At 66.1% G+C, this 20,130-nt stretch carries 14 protein-coding genes; 4 read left to right on the top strand and 10 right to left on the bottom strand.

Features of this window, described 5'->3' with window-relative positions; all coding sequences use genetic code 11:
- Nucleotides 1-12: 12 nt before the first annotated feature.
- From ilvN to gatB, 5 genes are all read right to left on the bottom strand, one after another.
- Nucleotides 13-537: an acetolactate synthase small subunit gene (gene ilvN, locus BQ8420_RS04765; protein ID WP_087096585.1), complete on the bottom strand. Its 525-nt coding sequence runs from the start codon at nt 535-537 to the stop codon at nt 13-15.
- Nucleotides 538-554: 17 nt separating this feature from the next.
- Nucleotides 555-2,330, bottom strand: coding sequence for an acetolactate synthase large subunit (locus BQ8420_RS04770; RefSeq protein WP_255404814.1), 1,776 nt, complete (start codon nt 2,328-2,330; stop codon nt 555-557).
- Nucleotides 2,331-2,721: 391 nt separating this feature from the next.
- Nucleotides 2,722-3,609 carry a hypothetical protein gene (locus tag BQ8420_RS04775; protein ID WP_200815796.1) on the bottom strand — a complete coding sequence of 296 codons (888 nt, stop codon included), beginning with the start codon at nt 3,607-3,609 and terminating at the stop codon, nt 2,722-2,724.
- 78 nt (nt 3,610-3,687) lie between these two features.
- Nucleotides 3,688-6,393, bottom strand: coding sequence for a bifunctional diguanylate cyclase/phosphodiesterase (locus tag BQ8420_RS04780; protein ID WP_087096587.1), 2,706 nt, complete (start codon nt 6,391-6,393; stop codon nt 3,688-3,690).
- 286 nt (nt 6,394-6,679) lie between these two features.
- Complete coding sequence (gatB, locus tag BQ8420_RS04785) at nt 6,680-8,191, bottom strand: Asp-tRNA(Asn)/Glu-tRNA(Gln) amidotransferase subunit GatB (RefSeq protein WP_087096588.1); 1,512 nt, start codon at nt 8,189-8,191, stop codon at nt 6,680-6,682.
- Between the two features lie 248 nt (nt 8,192-8,439).
- Between gatB and BQ8420_RS04790 the strand changes: the two genes are divergently transcribed.
- From BQ8420_RS04790 to BQ8420_RS04805, 4 genes are all read left to right on the top strand, one after another.
- The gene (locus tag BQ8420_RS04790) at nt 8,440-9,606 is read left to right on the top strand and encodes a thioester domain-containing protein (RefSeq protein ID WP_087096589.1); all 1,167 of its coding nucleotides are present in this window, start codon (nt 8,440-8,442) and stop codon (nt 9,604-9,606) included.
- 320 nt (nt 9,607-9,926) lie between these two features.
- Nucleotides 9,927-11,132: a thioester domain-containing protein gene (locus tag BQ8420_RS04795; RefSeq protein ID WP_087096590.1), complete on the top strand. Its 1,206-nt coding sequence runs from the start codon at nt 9,927-9,929 to the stop codon at nt 11,130-11,132.
- Between the two features lie 211 nt (nt 11,133-11,343).
- Nucleotides 11,344-12,561 carry a thioester domain-containing protein gene (locus BQ8420_RS04800; RefSeq protein ID WP_087096591.1) on the top strand — a complete coding sequence of 406 codons (1,218 nt, stop codon included), beginning with the start codon at nt 11,344-11,346 and terminating at the stop codon, nt 12,559-12,561.
- A gap of 184 nt (nt 12,562-12,745) precedes the next feature.
- Entirely contained in the window at nt 12,746-13,909 is a 1,164-nt protein-coding gene (locus tag BQ8420_RS04805; RefSeq protein ID WP_235005921.1) for a thioester domain-containing protein, read from the top strand.
- A gap of 100 nt (nt 13,910-14,009) precedes the next feature.
- On the opposite strand, the gene gatA is transcribed toward BQ8420_RS04805, so the two are convergent.
- The 5 genes from gatA to BQ8420_RS31290 form a co-directional block, all read right to left on the bottom strand.
- On the bottom strand, nt 14,010-15,509 hold the full coding sequence (gene gatA / locus BQ8420_RS04810; RefSeq protein WP_087096592.1) for an Asp-tRNA(Asn)/Glu-tRNA(Gln) amidotransferase subunit GatA: 1,500 nt from the start codon (nt 15,507-15,509) through the stop codon (nt 14,010-14,012).
- Entirely contained in the window at nt 15,510-15,809 is a 300-nt protein-coding gene (gene gatC / locus BQ8420_RS04815) for an Asp-tRNA(Asn)/Glu-tRNA(Gln) amidotransferase subunit GatC (protein WP_087096593.1), read from the bottom strand. It lies immediately after the preceding gene.
- Nucleotides 15,810-15,890: 81 nt separating this feature from the next.
- Nucleotides 15,891-16,958 (bottom strand): PQQ-binding-like beta-propeller repeat protein, encoded by a 1,068-nt coding sequence (locus BQ8420_RS04820; RefSeq protein ID WP_235005922.1) that lies wholly within the window; start codon nt 16,956-16,958, stop codon nt 15,891-15,893.
- Nucleotides 16,959-17,190: 232 nt separating this feature from the next.
- Complete coding sequence (locus BQ8420_RS31285) at nt 17,191-19,569, bottom strand: hypothetical protein (RefSeq protein WP_143847104.1); 2,379 nt, start codon at nt 19,567-19,569, stop codon at nt 17,191-17,193.
- 42 nt (nt 19,570-19,611) lie between these two features.
- Nucleotides 19,612-19,947, bottom strand: coding sequence for a hypothetical protein (locus tag BQ8420_RS31290; RefSeq protein ID WP_143847106.1), 336 nt, complete (start codon nt 19,945-19,947; stop codon nt 19,612-19,614).
- Nucleotides 19,948-20,130 lie beyond the last annotated feature (183 nt).

Below are 20,130 nucleotides of genomic sequence, written 5' to 3' on the forward strand. Positions count from 1 at the left end.
GTTCTTGAGGGCTCAGGCGCTGCGTTCGATCGCTCGTAGCGAGCGGTCCGTGATGGAACGCGGGCCCCGGCCCAGGGCGACCAGCCCTGACTTGACCAGTTCCCTGATTCCGAAGGGTTCCAGATTCTTCACCAGGGCATCGAGCTTCTCGGGGTCACCGGTGGCCTCGATGACGACGACGTCCGGGCTGACGTCCACGATGTGCGCGCGGAAGAGCTCGGCCGTCTGAAGCACATGGGTGCGGCTGGACGCGTCGGCCTTGACCTTGACCAAGAGCAGCTCGCGCTGCACCGACGCGGTGGCGTCCATCTCCACGATCTTGACGACGTTGATCAGCTTGTTGAGCTGTTTGGTCACCTGCTCCAAAGGGTGGAGGTCGCAGTTGACCGCGATCGTCATCCTGGACAGACCGGGGTACTCAGTGGTGCTGACACTGAGTGAGTCGATGTTGAACCCACGACGGGAGAAGAGTGCGGAGGCTCGGGCGAGGATGCCCGGGGTGTCCTCCACCAGAACGGAAAGCGTGTGACTGCTCATGCTTGTTCGGCCTTCTCCTAGTCCTGGTGTTCCCAGTTCGGCGCCATGTCCCGCGCGTACTGGATGTTGTCGTTGCTGACACCGGGGCCGACCATCGGCCAGACCATGGCGTCGTGGTTGACGGTGAAGTCGACGACCACGGGGACGTCGTTGATGGACATCGCCTTCTCGATGGTCGCGTCGATGTCCTCGGGACGCTCGCAACGCAGTCCGACACAACCGTAGGCCTCGGACAGGCGGACGAAGTCCGGGATGCGGACCTTCTCGTCCCGCGGTGAGGTCTGCAGGTTGGTGTTGGAGTAACGGCCCTCGTAGAACAGGGTCTGCCACTGGCGGACCATGCCGAGGTTGCCGTTGTTGACGATCGCGACCTTGATCGGGATGCCCTCGACGGCACAGGTGGCGAGTTCCTGGTTGGTCATCTGGAAGCAGCCGTCGCCGTCGACCGCCCAGACCACGCGGTCGGGGTCGCCGGCCTTGGCGCCCAGGGCCGCCGGGACGGAGAAGCCCATGGTGCCCAGACCACCGGAGTTGACGAAGGCGCCGGGACGCTCGTACTCGATGAACTGCGCGGCCCACATCTGGTGCTGACCGACGCCGGCCACGTAGGTGGCCTCGGGGCCCACGACCTGACCCAGGCGCTGGATGACGGCCTGCGGCGACAGGGAGTCGTCGTCGGGGACGTCGAAGCCCTTGGGATAGGTGGAGCGCAGCTGGTTCAGCCGGCGCCACCAGGCCTCGTAGTCGCCCTGGCGGTCCTTCTCCTGGTCGGCGCGCACGGCCACGACCAGGTCGGCGAGGACCTCGCGGGCGTCGCCGACGATGGGAACGTCCGCGTGCCGGTTCTTGGAGATCTCGGCGGGGTCGATGTCGGCGTGGACGATCTTGGCATCGGGCGCGAAGCTGTCCAGCCGGCCGGTGACGCGGTCGTCGAAGCGTGCGCCGAGGGCGACGATGAGGTCGGCCTGTTGCAGGGCGCCGACGGCGGCGACGTCGCCGTGCATGCCCGGCATGCCCACGTACTGCGGGTGGGACTCGGGGAAGACGCCACGGGCCATCAGGGTGGTGACCACGGGAACGCCGGTGAGTTCGGTCAGGACCCGCAGTTCGGCGGCGGCCTTGGCGCGCAGGACACCGCCGCCCACGTACAGGACGGGGCGCTTGGCATCGGCGATCATCCGGGCGGCCTCACGGACCTGCTTGCCGTGCGGTTTGGTGACCGGACGGTAGCCGGGCAGGTCCAGACGCTCGGGCCAGACGAACTCGGCGGAGGCCTGGAGGGCGTCCTTGGCGATGTCGACCAGGACGGGACCGGGGCGACCGCTGGAGGCGATGTGGAAGGCCTCGGCGATGGTGCGCGGGATGTCGCGCACGTCCTTGACCAGGAAGTTGTGCTTGGTGATCGGCATCGTGATGCCGCAGATGTCGGCTTCCTGGAAGGCGTCGGTACCGATCATCGGGGCGGCGACCTGCCCGGTGATGGCGACCATCGGGACCGAGTCCATGTGGGCGTCGGCGAGCGGCGTGACGAGGTTGGTGGCACCGGGCCCGCTGGTGGCCATACAGACTCCGGGGCGTCCCGTGGCGTAGGCGTAGCCCTCGGCCGCGTGCCCGGCCCCCTGCTCGTGGCGCATCAGGACGTGGCGCACCTTGGCGGAGTCGTAGAGGGGATCGTACGCGGGGAGGATGGCGCCGCCGGGAATCCCGAAGACAGTGTCAACGCCGACGTGCTCCAGCGACCTGATCAGCGATTGGGCGCCGGTCATCTGCTCGGTCATCTCAAGATCCTTCAGCGATGTCCCAGAGCGGCGGTGGGGCTCTGGAGGTGGTGGTTTCCGGACTCGTGGCCTGGTGCGGCAATAAAAAAACCCCCACCGCCCTGGTGGCGGTCGAGGGGTGGCGCGCAGCAGAAGAAACTCAGTGGGCTGCGCGCCGACCAAGTACGAGAATCAGGAGGTTGTTCTGCACGCTCACAACATTGGCCGAAAGAGCCCACGCGCGTCAACCGGTTCCAAATATTGTCTCACCATGCGAGACGTTGATTTCAGCATCCGGCGAGACGTCCACCAATGAAACCGCCCTGACCTGCATGGACATGAGCAAGGCCCCGACCGCATGTAACGGAGAACACGCAGCGGGGCCGAGGGAAACCACCCATAGCCGCACTCCACGGCCCATCCCGGACTACTCCTCGAAGAGGTCCTCGACCCGCTCGACATGTGCCGCCTTACGCAACATCACGTCCAGAACGGCGATGTCGGTCGTACCGGTGATCCGTTCCCGAGCCGCTTCGGACACCTCGATCTCGCGAGCCTCAAGGAATCCGAGCAGCGCCTCGACACGTCCCTCGATGCGGCCCTTCTCCTTCCCTTCCCGGAAGGGGCGCCCGATCAGTTCGGTCTTGAACTCGTAGTCCTTCAGCATGATGAGCTTCTCCAATACTGCGGGAGCCGCGACAGAGAGGGCCGCGAGCACATAGTCAGAGTACAGCGAACTGGACGAGTCATCGAGGCTGTTCAACGCCGCTACCAGCGCGTTCAACGCCGCCTCGTCCTCGGTCGGGTTGTTGGCCAAGGCCAGAATGGTCAACACCGGTCGGGCCGCGGCCGCCTCTGGATCGGTGACGGGGGTGAGGGTGTCCAGTGCCAACGCCAAGGGACGGACCTCGCCGCACCCCAGTTCGATCGGTTCGGTGAACCGCCGCGCCAAAGACGATGTGGGCGTGAGTGCGAGCAGAACCACCGGGCATTCCAGGCGTAGCCGGGTGTTGGCCACGTAGGCGGGCCATCGGTAGTACTTGCGGGCGTCCGGCCGGTTCTGCGGTTCGACGATGATCCCCAGAACCGGAACCGGGTCGTCCGTCTTCTCGTGAGGGTAGGGCGGCCGTTCGCAGACCACCACCGAATCCGAGGTCAGGTGGGTCAGCGCCGTGCTCGTGGCCTCGGCGGAGTCGCATCGGACACGGGTGTACTCCGGCAACGGTTTTCCGGTGATCTCCTTGAGGAGTTCGACCACCGACGCGGGATCGTTGCGGATCAGGTCGAGTGGGAACTCGTGCTGATGAGAGGGCATGTCGGAAAAGTAGCGGGCATCCGCGCATCTGCGCAGGTGAACGGCGCTATGTCCGGGTTGGGGATGCTTCGATCAGGGCTACAGGTTGACGCCGGCTTCGCCGCCGACGAGGGACTCCACGCCGCTCGCGGGCATGGGGCGGGCCACCAGGAAGCCCTGACCGTGGTCGCAGCCCATCACCCGCAACTGCTCCAGCTGCTCGGGGCGTTCGATGCCCTCGGCGACCACCTGGACGCCCAGGTCACGGCCGAGCTGGACGATCGTGTGCGTGAGCAGCGTGACCGTGTCGTCCCGGCCCAGGTCGGCGATGAACGACGGGTCGATCTTGATGGCGTCCACGCTCAGCTCGCGCAGGTGCGCCAGGGACGCGTAGCCCATGCCGTAGTCGTCGATGGCCAGCCGCACGCCCAGGGCGCGGAGCTCGCCGAGGCGTGCCACCGCGTCGCCCTGGTCGTCGAGAAGGACCTCCTCGTCCACCTCCAGGGTCAGCACCTCCGCCGGCAGTCCCGTCTCGGTGAGCACGCCCTCGACGGTGCGCACGAAGCGGGGTGAGAGCACCTGCTTGACCGAGAGGTTCACCGACAGGCCGATGTCCCAGTCCGAGACCCGCCACACGGCGACCTTCTCGCAGGCCTCCCGCAGGATCCACTCCCCCAACGGCACGATCAGCCCCGACTCCTCGGCCGCGCCGATGAACGCGTCCGGGCCGATGGTCTCGCCGTCACGGTCCCAGCGCACCAACGCCTCCACCGCGGTGACCTGGGACGTCCCCAGGTCCACGACCGGCTGGTACTCCAGGAAGAACTCGCCGCCGCTGAGCGCCCGACGCAACCGGATCTGCAACTCCAGCCGGGACACGACCATGTCGTGCATGTGGGCCGCGTACACCTCGACGTTGCCGGCGCCGCGCTCCTTGGCACGGGTCATCGCCACGTCGGCGTTGCGCAGCAGCTCACCGCTGTCGGTGGAGGGTTCGGCGAAGGCCACACCGATGCTCGCGGTCAGCAGGATGTCGCGGTCGGCCACCTGGAAGGGCTCGGAGGCGATCACCCGACCCAGACGTTCGGCCAGGTCCACCACGCGTTGGGCCTTGGGCACGTCCTCGACCAGTACCGCGAACTCGTCGCCGCCCCAGCGCGCCAGGGTGGCGTTGGAGCCCAACTCGCCGCGCAGTCGGCGCGCGGCCTGCCCCAACATGTGGTCGCCCCGTACGTGTCCGGCCGAGTCGTTGACCGCGGTGAACCCGTCCAGGTCCAGGAAGATCACCGCGAGGTCGCCGGTGTGCTCGTCGTTGATGGCCCGGTGCGCCAGCACGTCGTTGGCCCGCTCCTCCAGGTAGGACCGGTTGGGCAGACCCGTCACCCCGTCGTGGAAGGTCAGGTGCTCCACCTGGTCCTGTAGGGCCACCTGGGCGCTGATGTCGCGGGTGGTCACCAGCAGCCGGTCGGGTTCACCCGGCTGTTCGTACAGGGAGACCGTGGACTCGGTGTGCCGCCAGGTCCCGTCGGCGGCCCGCACCCGCAGTCGCAGGTGCACCCCCTGTCCGCTGCGTTGACCGAACAGGTCGAAGACGGCGTTGGTGCGCGACAGGTCCTCGGGGTGGATGAGTGTGGTCACGGGCGCGGCGAGCACGTCGTCCAGCCGGTAGCCGAACGCCTCGGCCGTCCCCGGACTGACGTAGAACACCCCGCCGTCGCGGTCCAGCACCAGGATGACGTCGCCGCTGTTGCGGGCCAGTTCGTTGAAGTGGCCCTCGCGGTTGCGGACCATCCGGCTGAGGGTGGCGTTCTCCTCCAGCATCCCCAGCACGCGGACCACCAGCACGACCACGGCGGTGCCCGCGGCGATCGGCAGTACCGCCGCCACATCGGACAGGCGCAGCGATCCCACGGTGAGCGCGGCGGTGGCGACCAGGACCGCGCCCAGGGCGGCGAATTCGGGGGCGAACCGGTACAGCCCGCGTCCGGTGATCCGACGCGGATCGGCGCCGGGCCGATGCTCCACCAGCCACGGAAGCGCGCCGAGTAGGGCGAAGCCGAGGAACCGCACCGGCTGATCGATCCCCCCGGCCACCGGCGGACCGGTGAGACGGGTGACCGCGCCGATCATGTCGGAGGCGGCGATGGCGATGAGCGCGCCCGTCGCGACCAGTACCGCGCGCCGAGTGCTGTGCGGCGACATGAACACCAGCGGTATGAGCAGGCACAACACCACGATGTCGGCCACCGGGTACACCAACGCGAACCCGAGCAGCCCCGCGCCCTCGCCCAGCTCCTCGTACAGCGGGGAGAACAGCAGGAGCCACACCACGGAGAACACCGCGGCGGCGCACACGTAACTGTCGGTGATGTGCCGGATGGCCGTGCGCAGCCCACCGGGCCAAGGCGCGAATTTTGTGAACCCGATCACGAAGAGCGGCAGCGCCGCCAAGGCGAACAGGTCCCCGAGGGTGAGGGAGAAGACCGAACCCGCGCTGAACGTCCGGGTGATGGCGTGGGTCAACGCGCCCGCGCACCAGCTCAGGGCCGCGAATCCGAGGAATCGCAGCGCGGCCGGGCCGTCCGCCCCGTCGACGTGCGCCTCCCGGTCGGCCCCGGTCCGAGCCCACCGCTTGGAGGCCAGCAGCAGGGACGCCCCCGCGGCGCCGGCGACCACGGCCCCGGGCCACTCGCCCAGGGTTGCCGCCAGTGTGTTCTCCCCCGCCGGAATCAACGTTCCCAGGAGGTAGAGGAGGAAGAGCGCGCCCAAACCGAACACGGCAAGCCGGCGTGCTTTGAGGCCCATCAGGTGCCTCCCCTACGCCTGGCTCTCTCCTCGGACATGGAGCACCCACCTCGTGTATTACTCGACTCAGGACGCGGTGGACCGCACGCACCCCCATGCGGGAACACCCTACGCAACCAAGGTCACACGGCGATTGAGGACCGGCTGAGAGATGGCGACGAAGCGACTACTCCCCGTCATCTCGGTTTCAGGTTTTCCCAGCTCCTGAAAAGGCACCGGCGTCGCGGGGCCGTCTTCTGCCCCACGACGCCGTACGGAGCCTGGAAGACCCCGGCTGAGCCATGGCTCAGCCGGAGAGCTTCTCCAGGATGAGTTCGCGGGCCCGTCCGGCGTCGGCCTGGCCACGGGTGGCCTTCATGACCGCACCGACCAGGGCGCCGGCCGCGGCGACCTTGCCGCCGCGCACCTTGTCGGCCGCGTCGGGGTTGGCGGCGATCGCCTCGTCGACGGCCGCACCGAGCGCACCGTCGTCGCTGACGACCTTGAGGCCACGGGCCTCGACCACGGCGTCGGGCTCGCCCTCACCGGCCAGCACACCCTCGACCACCTGGCGGGCGAGCTTGTTGGTGAGCGTGCCCTCGGCGACCAGCGCGATGATCCGGGCGACCTGAGCGGGGGTGATGGGCAGCGCGCCCAACTCCACCTCCTGCTCGGTGGCACGGCGCGAGAGCTCGTTCAGCCACAGCTTGCGGGCCTCCGCCGAGGGAGCTCCCTCGGCGACGGTGGCCTCCACCAGGACGATGGCGTCGGCGTTGACCAGGTCGCGCAGCTCGGTGTCGGTGAGCTTCCACTCGGTCGTGATCCGGGCGCGCTGGGCCGCGGGCAGCTCCGGCAGGGTGGCGCGCAGCTCCTCGATCCACTCCTTCGACGGAGCGACCGGGACCAGGTCGGGGTCCGGGAAGTAACGGTAGTCCTGGGCCTCCTCCTTGGAGCGGCCCGAGGTGCTGCGGCCGAGGTGCTCCTGGAAGTGGCGGGTCTCCTGGACCACGCGCCCCCCGTCGTCGAGCACGCCGGCCTGACGCTCGATCTCCGAACTCACGGCACGTTCCACCGAACGCAGCGAGTTGACGTTCTTGGTCTCGCTGCGGGTGCCCCACTCCGAGGCGCCGATCTCGTTGATGGACACGTTCACGTCGCAACGCATGGAGCCCTCCTCCATGCGCACGTCCGAGATGCCGAGGGAGCGGACCAGGTCGCGCAGCTCCGCGGCGTAGGCGCGGGCGACCAGCGGAGCGAGCTCACCGGTGCCGGGGATGGGCTTGGTGACGATCTCCAGCAGCGGAATGCCGGCGCGGTTGTAGTCCACGTTGGAGTGGCTGGCGCCATGGATCCGACCGGTGGAACCACCCACGTGGGTGGACTTGCCGGTGTCCTCCTCCATGTGCACGCGCTCGACCTCGATGCGGAAGTCGCGCGGGCCGTCGGGGGTGTCGACGGTGACGTCCAGGTGCCCGTCGACGCAGATCGGCTCGTCGTACTGGGAGATCTGGAAGTTCTTCGGCATGTCCGGATAGAAGTAGTTCTTCCGCGCGAACCGGCCCCACGGGGCGACGGAGCAGTTGAGTGCCAGCCCCAGACGGATCGCGCCTTCCACCGCCTTCTCGTTGACCACCGGCAACGAACCGGGGAAGGCCAGACACACCGGGCACACCTGGGTGTTGGGCTCGGCACCGAACGCGGTCGGGCATGAGCAGAACATCTTGGAGGCGGTGCCCAGTTCGATGTGGGTCTCCAGGCCGAGCACAGGTTCGTACTTGGTCAGTGCCTGCTCGAAGCTAGGAGTTACCGCGTGGGCCATCGCCGCAAACCCGTTTCAGTAGAGGACATACCTTCCAGGTCAGCCTACCGAGGTCGCGAGGCCCTCTGTGCCCGTTCCCGATCCTTGTGCCACCGACGGATGTCACAGCGAGCGCACGATTGGGCCGCTAACGAGGAGATCTACCGTCACTCAGGGTACCGGACCGTTAGTCTTGGTTGCCCGGGAACACGAATTCGCCGGTCGGGGCAGGGTCGCCCCAACCGCCCTCCGTACGGGAGAGCCTGAGCATGTCCGGCATCCTGCGTCGGTGCGCCGCGTTGCTGAGCGCGACCGCACTGATCGGCACCCTTTCCACTTCACCCGTCCACGCGGACGACTTCTCCCGCGTGGACCGCGACCCCATGGCGGGTGCCCCGGTCCTGCTCGAAGACGGGCAGGAACTGGAGACGGCCCTGTTCAGTCTGCGTGTGGCCGATGAGGACTCCGTCCGCGCCTACGCGATGATGGCGGACGAGGAGGTGCGTCCGCGCACCGCCTACGTCGAGTCGGCGTGGGCCGACCGCCCGGAGTGGACGGACACGACTTGGGCCACGGACCCGGCCGACCGCGCGAACTGGATCGTGCGTCACTCCTACCCGAACCTGCCGTTGACGTCGTTGGCGTCGGTGTCGGGACTGCCGGTGTTGGAGGAGCACACGGCGATCGCCGCCACCCAGGCGGCCCTGTGGCACGTGTTGGACGAGGTCGACCCGAGCCCGGAGGGCAACTCCGAGGAGCTCCTGCACCTGTTCGAATACCTGGTCCAGGGCAGCGCCGCCGCCGAGGGCGGCACGACCGCACGGTCGTTGGAGCTCTCTCCCTCCCATGTGGAGACGGTCGCGCCCGAAGGGCCCCTGGGCCCGTTGACGGTGGCCAGCTCGGGTGAGGTTCCGGTGCGGGTGTCGGTGCGCGGCGCGCCCGCGTCGTGGCTGGTGGACGCCGAGGGCCGGGAGGTCTCGCGTATCTCCGACGGCGACGAGGTCTACCTCGCCGTGGACCCGTCGGTGCCGGCCGGGGTGGCCACCCTGCACGCGCGCGGGGCGGGTGTGCCCCTCCCGGAGGGACGTCTTTTCACCGGCCGCGAAGGGGTGCGCACCCAGCCGCTCATCACCGCGGAACCGGGCACCGCCATCAGTTCCACCACCGCGACGGTGACCTGGCACGCCGAGGAGACCGCCGAGGCCGGCACCGAGGACGAGCCGGCGACCTCCGAACCGGAGCCGACGACCGCGCCCGCCGAGGAACCCGCGGACGAACCGGAAGTTGTGACAGAGGTCCCGAAAAGCGAAGACCGAAACCAAGGGTCCGGTTTGGCTCTCACCGGCACCTGGCTGTCAGGACTCCTGGTCATCGCGGGTGCCCTGGTGGTATCCGGCCTGCTCATCCTGGTCTTGGGCCGTAAGCGTCGGAATTAGGCACCCGGAACGGCCCCACCCCACCGACCTCGATCTATAACATCACGCCATAATCCGGGTCTGTCCTGCTCAGATTTGGACTTGCCCGTAATCGGCCACATTTTTCGCGAACCGGGTTGGAAAGCACGAACCGTCTCGCTAGTATCGGCCGGGCGATCGGCGACCCAGGGCTAACGCGGCCCGCTCCCGCGTCTGACGGCCCCCTCGGAGAGATCGCTCCCCCCAATGGCTCCACGCCCCCTGACCCCGACCGTGGCAGCCATTCACTTCCGCACCGGCGGATGATCCGGTTCACCCCTAATAAGACACCGGGAAACAACTTGAGTAACTTCTCCCTCCCCCGCATCGCCGGCCGCGCCGGTCTGGCGGCCTCAGCGGCCGCCTTCCTGGCCTTCGGCCTGGCCGCCCCCGCGGCCGCCGACGAGGTCGAGACCTACGAAGGTTCCGCCGAGGGCACCTACGTCGGCAACGCCGAGAGCGGCCCCAAGGTCCACATGGGCGGCAGCTCGGTCCCGACCAGCCTGTTCAACCTGCAACTGACCGACGGCAGCACCCTGACGATGTACTGCATCGACTTCCGGACCAACATCGTCGGTCAGGCCGAGTACAAGGAGGACGACTGGGCCGACTACCCGGGCAAGGGCGAGTTCGCCGAGCCCGGCAAGGTCCTGTGGATCCTGCAGAACGCCTACCCGAACACCGACGCCGCCGCCCTCGGTGAGGCCGCCGGTGTCGAGGGTCTGAGCAACGAGGACGCCCTCGCCGCCACCCAGGCCGCCATCTGGCACTTCAGCAACGACATGGAGCTCTCCGAGGGCAACAGCGAGAGCGTCGTCGCCGTCTACGAGTACCTGACCGCGAACGCCGAGAGCATCGAGGAAGAGCCCGGCGCCGCGCTGAGCATCACCCCGAACTCGGCCGAGGGCACCGCCGGTTCGACCGTCGGCGAGTTCGAGATCTCCACCAACTCGGCGGAGATCCCGGTTACCCTGGACGCCCCCGAGGGCGTCGAGCTGGTCGACGTCGAGACCGACGAGGCCGTCACCACCGTCGACAACGGCGACAAGGTCGGCTTCGCCGTGCCCGAGGGCACCGAGCCGGGCGAGGCCTCCTTCTCCCTGGAGGCGACCTCCTCCGTGGAGACCGGCCGCCTGTTCCAGGGCAAGTCCGCCAGCGTCCCCACGCAGACGCTGATCACCGTCGACGGTGACGAGACCTCGGTCACCGCTTCGGCCTCCGCCAACTGGGTCGCGGGCGACGAGCCCACCCCCGAGCCGGAGCCCGAGCCGGAGCCGGAGCCCGAGGAGAGCGACGAGCCGGAGCCGACCCCGACCGAGGAGCCGGAAGAGGACGACAAGCCCGCCCCCGGCAAGGAGGACGAGCCCACGCTGCCGGTGACCGGTGGCGCGCTGGCCGGCCTGGTCGCCGCGGGCGTCGCCGCTCTGGGCGCCGGTGGTGGCGCCATCTACCTGAGCCGCAAGCGCAAGGCCGACGCCGGTGACAGCGGTGAGGACGCCGACGCCTAACCGCCGACGCATCCCTACCAGTCGGTAGGCAGGAGGGGCCCGTTCCAAAGGACGGGCCCCTTCGGTATTATCGGACAGGAACAAACAAATCGGTACTGTTGTGTCACGGGGTTCAGCCGAGCCCAAATCCTCTCCGCCCACTCGGGCACCGCTTTCCCTCCCTCCCCGCTGTCGTATTCACGTGGCACAGCACCTAGCGACAGGACACGACTTGAAGCTCTCCCCCACTCCCCGCGCCCTCTCCCGCGCGGGTGTCGCGGCCTCCGCCGCCGCGTTCCTCGCCCTCGGCCTGGCGGCTCCCGCCGCCGCCGACAACGGCGACGTGGTTCGTGCCCAGCACGCCGGCAGCCACCAGTCCGGTACCACCGTCCACATGGACGGGCGCACCATCGGCACCAACCTGTTCAACCTCGACATCGAGGCCGGCGGTGAGCTCATCACCTACTGCATCGACATCGAGACGGGTATCCGTTCCGGCGCCTGGTACAACGAGGACGACTGGGCCAACTACCCTGGTCAGGGCGACTTCGCCAGCTCCGAACCCGGCAAGGTCCTCTGGATCCTCCAGAACGGCTACCCGGCCCTGTCCGGCGCGGACCTGGCCTCCGCCGCCGGCACCGACGTCCGGGTCAGTGACGAGGAAGCGCTGGGCGCCACCCAGGCCGCCATCTGGCACTTCAGCAACGGCGCCACCCTGGACAAGCGCAACAAGCCGGCCGTGAAGGCCGTCTACGAGTACCTGATCGAGAACGCCGAGGAGCTGGCCCAGACGCCGGCGTCCCTGAGCGTCACCCCGGACTCGGCCACCGGCAACGCCGGCGAGACCGTCGGTGAGTTCGAGGTCTCCACCACCGCTTCGGAGATCCAGGTCACCCTGGACGCCCCCGAGGGCGTCGAGCTGGTCGACATCGAGACCGGCGAGGCCGTCACCACCGTCGACAACGGCGACAAGGTCGGCTTCTCCGTCCCCGAGGACGCCGAGGACGGCAGCGCCTCCTTCTCCCTGGAGACCACCTCCACCATCCAGCGTGGCCGTCTCTTCAAGGGTGAGGACGCCCACAAGGCGACCCAGACCCTGATCACCGCCCAGGACACCGAGACCTCCGTCCAGGCCGGTGCCGGTGTCGAGTGGGCCGCGGTCGACCAGCCCGAGCCCGAGCCGGAGCCGGAGCCCGAGCCGGAGCCGACCCCGGAGGAGACCGACGAGCCGGAGCCGAAGCCGACCCCGGAGGAGACCGACGAGCCGGAAGAGGACGACAAGCCCGCCCCCGGCAAGGACGACGAGCCCACGCTGCCGGTGACCGGTGGCGCGCTGGCCGGCCTGGTCGCCGCGGGCGTCGCCGCCCTGGGCGCCGGTGGTGGCGCCATCTACCTGAGCCGCAAGCGCAAGGCGAACGCCGGTGACACCGGTGAGGACGCCGACGCCTAAAGGTTTTAGGTAGGGCCTACGGCCCGAAGTCGACAGGGGTCCGTTCCCGTGCACGTCACGGGGGCGGACCCCTGTGGTGTACCCGTGGTTGTCCGCATGGCTGATACCGGCCAGTTCGTGATGGATCCGTTGTCCTGTGTGACGCTGTGTGAAAGCCTCTCTCCGCCCCCTCCCAGGAAGAGAAGTGACGCACGTGTTCCGCCGCGCATCCTCCGTTCTCCTCGCTCTCGCCCTGCCTCTCGTCCCCCTCTCCATGACCGGCTCCGCCTCCGCCGAGCCCGCCCCCTACCGCGGCTCGGTCGAGGGGCAGTACACCGGCGTCGTCGAACACGGGCACGCCGTCACCATGGCGGGCGAGCCCTACACCACCACCGCGACCTTCGACGTCCACCTGGAGGAGAGCGACCAGCGGCTCACCACCTACTGCATCGACGTGCGCACCGGACTGGTCGAGGACGCCTGGTACCGCGAGGACCAGTGGGAGAACTACCCGGGGCAGGGCGACTTCGCCGACCCCGGCAAGGTGCACTGGATCCTGAAGAACTCCTATCCGGTGGTGGACGTCGCGGACCTCCAAGAGGAAGCGGAGATGGCCCGACTCACCGAGTCCGAGGCGGTCACCGCCACCCAGGCGGCCATCTGGCACTTCAGCAACAGCGTGGACCTGGACCGGGTCGAGCAAGGCCCCGAGCTGGACACGAACGTCAACGCCGGCAACGTCACGCACCTGTACCACCACCTGACCGAGAGCGCCGAGGAGCTGCCGAACGAACCGGCCTCGCCCCTCACCATCAGCCCCGACGTGGACTCCGGTCTGGCCGGGGACACCATCGGCGAGTTCACGGTGGAGACCAGCGGCGAGAGCATCCCGGTGACCGTGGAGGGCCCCGAAGGGGTCGAGGTCGTGGACGCCGACAGCGGCGACACGGTCGAGGAGGTCGTCGACGGGGACGTGGTGGCGTTCTCCGTGCCGGCGGACACCAGCGCCGGCGAGGCCACGTTGGTTCTGGAGACCACGGCGGCGGTGGAGACCGGCCGCCTGTTCAAGGGCGAGGACTCCGATGAGCCCACCCAGACCCTCATCTCCGCCGAGGACAGCGAGATCGTCATCGGTGAGACCGCCACGATCGCGTGGGACTCCGCGGGCGGCACCCCGCCGGAGGTGGAGTCCACCGTCGACCCCAGCCCGTCGCCGGTCGCCGACCAGGCCGCCGCACCCACCGACGGCGGTCTGGCCTTCACCGGCAACGCCGTGATCTCCCTGGTCGCGGCGGCGTTGGTCGCGATCGCCGGTGGCGCGGCCGCCGTGTACCTGACCCGCCGCCGCAGGGCACGAACAGGCGAGTAGGTCGTACTCGTTCGGCACACGACGAGGGCCCCGCACCGTTGAACGGTGCGGGGCCCTGGTCTGCCCGACCGGGCGCCGGGCCCTCTTGCTCGGGTCTTCGTTACGCGACCGCGTAGGGGCTGCGGGCGATCAGGGAACCGTCCCGCTCGGTCAGGGCGCGCTCGACGGCGGCCGCGACCCGGTAGGTGCGGTCGTCGGCCAGCGGCGGCGCCATGATCTGGAAGCCGACCGGCAGGCCGTCCTCCGGGGCCAGGCCGCACGGCACCGACAGCGACGCGTTCCCGGCCAGGTTGGACGGGATCGTGCACAGGTCGGCCAGGTACATCGCCATCGGGTCCTCGGAGCGCTCACCGATCGGGAACGCCGTGGTGGGCGTGGTCGGCGATACCAGCACGTCCACCTTCTCGAAGGCGGCCTCGAAGTCGCGCTTGATGAGCGTGCGGACCTGCTGTGCGCTGCCGTAGAAGGCGTCGTAGTAGCCGCTGGAAAGCGCGTAGGTGCCGAGCATGATCCGGCGCTTGACCTCCGGACCGAAGCCCTGGGCCCGGGTCAGCGACATGACCTCCTCGGCACTGCGCGTACCGTCGTCGCCCACCCGCAGGCCGTACCGCATGGCGTCGAAGCGGGCCAGGTTGGAGGAGGCCTCGCTGGGCGCGATGAGGTAGTAGGCGCTCAGCGCGGCGTCGAAGCTGGGGCAGGACACCTCGACGACCTTGGCGCCCAGGGACTCCAGCGTCTCCACGGTCTCGCGGAAGCGCTGGTGCACACCGTTCTGGGTGCTCTCCTTGTGGTCGAGTTCCTTGACCACACCGATCGTCATGCCCTGGATCTCTCCGGACCTGGCCGCTTCCACGACCGGGGGCACGGGCGCGTCCACGGAAGTGGAGTCGCGCGGGTCGTGGCCGGAGAAGGCCTCGTGGAGCAGGGCCGCGTCCAACACGTTGCGCGCGAAGGGGCCGGCGGTGTCCAGGGAGGAGGCGAAGGCGATCATCCCGTAACGGGAGGAGCCACCGTAGGTCGGCTTGACCCCGACCAGACCGCACAGGGCGGCGGGTTCGCGGATGGAACCACCGGTGTCGGTTCCGGTGGCCAGGGGGGCCTCGAACGCGGCGACCGCGGCGGAGGAACCACCGGAGGAACCGCCCGGGATGCGGTCGGTGTCCCACGGGTTGCGGGTGAGCTGGTAGGCGGAGTTCTCCGTGGAGGAGCCCATCGCGAACTCGTCCATGTTGGTCTTGCCCAGGATGACCATCCCGGCCTCGCGCAGGCGCGCGGTGACCGTGGCGTCGTAAGGCGGCTGCCAACCCTCCAGCATCTTGGAGGCAGCGGTGGTGGGCATGTCCTTGGTGGTGAACACGTCCTTGTGCGCGACCGGCACCCCGGCCAGGGGACCGAGTTCGGCGCCCTCGGCACGCTTGGCGTCCACCGCGCGAGCCTGCTCCAGCGCGGCTTCACGGCCCACGTGCAGGAAGGCGCCGATGTCGCCGTCGACCTTCTCGATCCGGTCGAGGTAGGCGGTGGTGGCCTCCACCGAGGAGACCTCGCCCGCCTTGATGGCCACGCCGAGTTCGGCGGCACTGAGACGAATGACGTCGCTCATCTACTCTTCCTCCCCAAGGATCCGCGGGACCCGGAATCGCTGGTCTTCCACCGCGGGGGCGCCGGCCAGGGCCTGCTCGGGGGTGAGGCCGGGCCTGGCCTCGTCGGGGCGGTAGACGTTGGTCAGCGGCATGGCGTGCGAGCTCGGCGGGATGTCGCCCTTGGCGACCTCCTGCACCTTGGCCATCGCGGTGAGGATGTCACCGAGCTGGGCAGCGAGCGTGTCGTACTCGCTCTCGTCGAGCGCCAACCGTGACAACCGGGCGAGGTGCGCGACCTCATCGCGGGTGATGGCGGTCATCAGTTGAGAACCGTTTCTTCGGCGGACGGGTGATCAGCACAATCCTATTGGCCCGCGCCCGTGTCACGGCCCCGTTCCCCCTCACCTGAGTCCCATGACACCCGGTTCGCCGTCGGCCGTGTAGGAGACGGCCACCGCTCCGGGAACGTCCAGCGCCTCGTGCACGCTCAGCTCCTCCGCCTTGTCCCACACGAAGGTGGAGTCCCCGTCGAACCCGTCGAATCGTCCGAACCCCTCGGAAGCGGAGGCGTCCTCCGTCCATTCGTTCAGGTAGAGCACTCCGTCCTCCAGCCCGACCTTGTGCCCATCGACGACCATGTCCTCGCTCATGGAAACTCCGTCGCGCTCCAGAGTGCGCTCGACACTGCCCGAGCGGTCCTGGACCCGGTACTCACCGGTCTCGGTGTCCCACAGACCCAAACGGGAACCATCCCGAGAGGTCCACAGAAGGCTCTGCGCATCCGAATATCTCACCTCTCCCGTATCGATATCGAGCAGGGAAATTCCCAGATCATGGGATTCGGGGTAATTGACATATATGAGCCCACCTGGACGTGAACTGATGGTGCGCTCCAGGGAGTCGATGGGCATCCGCCCGATGGTGTGTTCGACGCGCCAGAGCTCCTCACCCGTCTCGGGGGAAAGCCCTACCAGCTCCGATGTGAAATCCCATCCCACTGTCCAGGCCACGGTCTCCTCGTCCTCAGGATGTTCGAAGCAGGTGGTGGCCGCCACCACAACATCCTTCCTCACCGTCAAGTCATCCACCTGACCCACATCGGAACAGTTCGGCACGTTCGACACGGACCACAGTCGTTCCCCGGTTGACAGGTCATAAGAGCTGGCCGAGTCCTCCCAACGAACAATCCAGGTGTCATCGGTGATGCCGGCCATGGCAGGACGCAAATGGCCGAAAGAAGAATCATGGGTATAATCGATACCCGTCAATTCTTGCGTGTACTCATATGCAATCCTCCCCGTATCGCTCTCAAAGAGCACTACCTGTGACTCCTCTTGGTCGTAAAGGACGACATACTCACCCCCACTCGCGACATTTCCAATGAACTCCCGGCTTCGATCATGGTAAGACCAGAGCTCCTCGCCCGTTTCACCGGATAGAGCGACGGCACCAGTCTCGAAAAGAACCACGACTCCCTGATCTATGCTGCGGACGACCAGACCATCTACACCCCGGGGAGGCTCCCAGGTCCAGGCGACCTCACTAATCGAATCCCTGAACTCTGGAGACCGCCCCGGCTCATGGATACTGTGGGAGGGACCAAGAACAGAACAGCCGCACACAATGGCCAATACAACCAGGAAAGAGGCGTGATGCAATATAAGTCGCCCAGGGCGCCCGCAAAGGCGATGCCAGGAAGGTTTATTCATCTTCCCCATTCACCTTTTCTCCAGATTCATCCACGATATGCTTTTCCCACTTCGACGCCGTGCGATCAAAGGCGCCAATAAAATCCTCAACGGCGTCTCTAGTGTCACTTTCACCGTCGGGCCAATCTCTTTCATCGATTCGATGATAATGGTCGGAAAGAGCACTTTCAGATCCAGAAATCTCCCAATCAACATGGTCAGGAGGGACATAAATATCTCCGGACCCATCCTTCTTCGCAATACCCTCTTCTTCGAGCACTGCCATGAGCTCTGGATCCTGCTCCGCCGCAACACCAAGGGCGTACCCCATCATACGTTCGGATTCCACCCACTCACCGTTCACTCCCACATGGGGTTTCCCTGACTCGTCAGAGACCGCAAACGCCTCACCCGCAATAGCCTTGCCGATCTCCACGATCAATCCGGAGGCTCCCTTATCGCCGGCGGCGCCGCCAATAAGGTTGATAGCGGCAGTGTTTACCTTGTTTCGATATTCGGCAAACTCCTGGTCATTCGCCTCACGCATTGTGCTCTCGTTCAACAAAGCAACCTCAACTAGCGCCTGGAGACTCGCAGCAGAGTGAGCCGGTCCGTGTGTCCTCTCTCCGGTGTTGGTTGCATACTCCTCCATAGCTTCAGCCGTGGTGAGCAGAGATTCTCCGTATATCTTGGCCGCCGCATCAGGATCTCCCACCGCGAACCGAGTAAAAGCCATCCGAGCTTCATCAGTAATTTCGATCCCCTCACCTAAACCTATTTCAACGTTACCTGGAATCCCATCAGTATTGGCGAAATCATCCTGGAAGGCGATGAATATATCGGCGAAACTATCTGCCAATTCTGAATTCAGATGACTGGCCGAAACATTATGCCAAGTGACATCGCCATCGTCTACGTGGCTTCCCGTGTTGAACAAAGAATCTTCGAATTCACTGTCCACCATAAGTTCCATCAAGGCCATCAGGGCTGTCTCACGATGCTCACCTTCGGTGTCATCATCACCGGCCGCAGGGCCATCTGCTATCCAATCGGTGATTTTACGGACCGCCGCCCCATCGTCCCCCCATTCATGGGTGTAAAGGTGCTCCAGTGCCTTTTCCCTTCTGCTATCCGCGGATGATCCTTCCCAAGGAAGATCAACATCTACGCCTTCGGGATACTCTCCTGTGAGGAGTGCATAGTTCGCATCATCATTGCGTGTAGCCACATCAAGAAGTATGGACATATCATTGTCATCCTGCGTGTGGCTGGTCGCAAGATTACTAATACGATCCACTTCTCTTGAAACGGTATCGATCACACGAGCGGAGAACTCTGCCCCACCCTCCAATGTTTCATCAGAATGAACAAGCAACTCACCCAGCCCCTCGGCCTGGTCCCGCCAATTCTGGAGAATATTTAGGGCACCGCGCCCAGATTGATCGGTACTGAAATCCGGACCCTCAAGAACATATTGGATACTTGCAGGGACGGAATCGTACCCACCTCCGACAGCCTCATCGGAGAGCACCAGCAGACCGTCACCCAAAGTGCCGAGAGCTTGCTCTCTTTGCTCGTCACTCAGATTCTCATCATCGAACTGCCCAGGAAGTTCGACAACCCCACCCTCAACCTCCTCTTCTAGGGACGCGTAGAATTCCTCCAAATACTCGAGTTCATATCCCCGCGGATGCTCACCATTGCGTTTTGCTTCTGCAGCGAGAGCAGTGAGCGCCGCCAATTGCTCCAAGAGGCGATAGTATTCGTCATCCAACTCCTTTTCGCCAGTCAGATAATCGGCCATGTTCTCAGCGTCTCTCGTTCCGGTATCGAACGTGGACGGGTAGTACATGATCTGCCGGGTAGAGTTATAGGCCGCGAATCCTAGGACTCCGGAGTCAACCAGTTCACGAAGGTTGGATACTGTGGGACCACCCTTCAAGTTGTCAGAGTTATCCTCTGCTTCTCCTTCTAGAGTTTCCCAATGACCTTGTGCTCGATCGTTGAGGGCTCCTGCTAATGCTCTACGCGCTTCAATCCCACCGGCATCATCCTCTGGAAAACCGAAGTTGTTACCAACTGCCGCATCCCATTCTTCTTGGAGGGAAGCGATCCTGGCCTTATAGCGCTCGACGTCACCACTCCACTTGGTCACCACCCCCCAAACGTGCCAGCAGGTGGTCAAGGCAGAGGTCCACGCCGAATGGTTTTCATTCGCGGTGGACTGGAGGTTCTCGGCGATCAGATCAGAGAACTCTAGTGCGGCAGCTGTGAAGAGTGACTCCAGATCTCCACTTTTCCCGGTGATCCGGCCCACGATCTCAAGCATATCGTCAGCAGCTTGGTCGAGTTTTCCGGTATCGATTTCGCAAGGTGTGGGGGAAAAATACACAGGTCTTCCTTGGATTCAAAGAGACGGTGGCGAAAGAGGGGGCTATTTGATGTTGACCGGTCGTGCCATCGGCACGTCCGTGGAATTGTATACTTCTGATGCCTGGGAATCGACATTAGCCGTTTCGGACGCGCCGCCTTGGACATTTTCCGCCAGCGAAATACCGTGGTTCTCGACTCTGGCTATAGCCTCGGCCTGCTCTTCCCCGTAATCCGACCAACCACCGACCTTCGGATCGTCGGCGCAGGCGGCCGAAGCCGAAGAAAGGACATCGTTGAAGTCGTCGTGCAGACCATTGAACGCTGACGCGTACTCTTCGGCCGAGGCACCCGCTCCATAGGCGTCATGAACGTTGACACCCACCTCGTGCAGAGACATAGGGATAGTTCCTCAGTCATAACCAACAAAAGGGGACGCGGTTCAAGTTATCACCCGCGCACCCTTTGTGATCATGCTGCCCGCCCTCATCCCCGCGAGTCTGGAACCCATGTCCCACATGAGCTGGGGTTCCATTCGTCATCGGTTCCCATGGCCACAATTGGTCAGGGTCCTCAGTGGGGG

Origin of the sequence: Nocardiopsis sp. JB363, from assembly GCF_900143625.1 — a bacterium.
GTDB lineage: Bacteria > Actinomycetota > Actinomycetes > Streptosporangiales > Streptosporangiaceae > Nocardiopsis.

Coding starts and splice junctions, on each gene's coding strand:
- ilvN (WP_087096585.1), bottom strand. CDS start 537: ATGAGCAGTCACACGCTTTCCGTTCTGGTGGAGGACACCCCGGGCATC.
- BQ8420_RS04775 (WP_200815796.1), bottom strand. CDS start 3,609: ATGCCCTCTCATCAGCACGAGTTCCCACTCGACCTGATCCGCAACGAT.
- BQ8420_RS04780 (WP_087096587.1), bottom strand. CDS start 6,393: ATGGGCCTCAAAGCACGCCGGCTTGCCGTGTTCGGTTTGGGCGCGCTC.
- gatB (WP_087096588.1), bottom strand. CDS start 8,191: ATGGCCCACGCGGTAACTCCTAGCTTCGAGCAGGCACTGACCAAGTAC.
- BQ8420_RS04790 (WP_087096589.1), top strand. CDS start 8,440: ATGTCCGGCATCCTGCGTCGGTGCGCCGCGTTGCTGAGCGCGACCGCA.
- gatA (WP_087096592.1), bottom strand. CDS start 15,509: ATGAGCGACGTCATTCGTCTCAGTGCCGCCGAACTCGGCGTGGCCATC.
- gatC (WP_087096593.1), bottom strand. CDS start 15,809: ATGACCGCCATCACCCGCGATGAGGTCGCGCACCTCGCCCGGTTGTCA.
- BQ8420_RS31290 (WP_143847106.1), bottom strand. CDS start 19,947: ATGTCTCTGCACGAGGTGGGTGTCAACGTTCATGACGCCTATGGAGCG.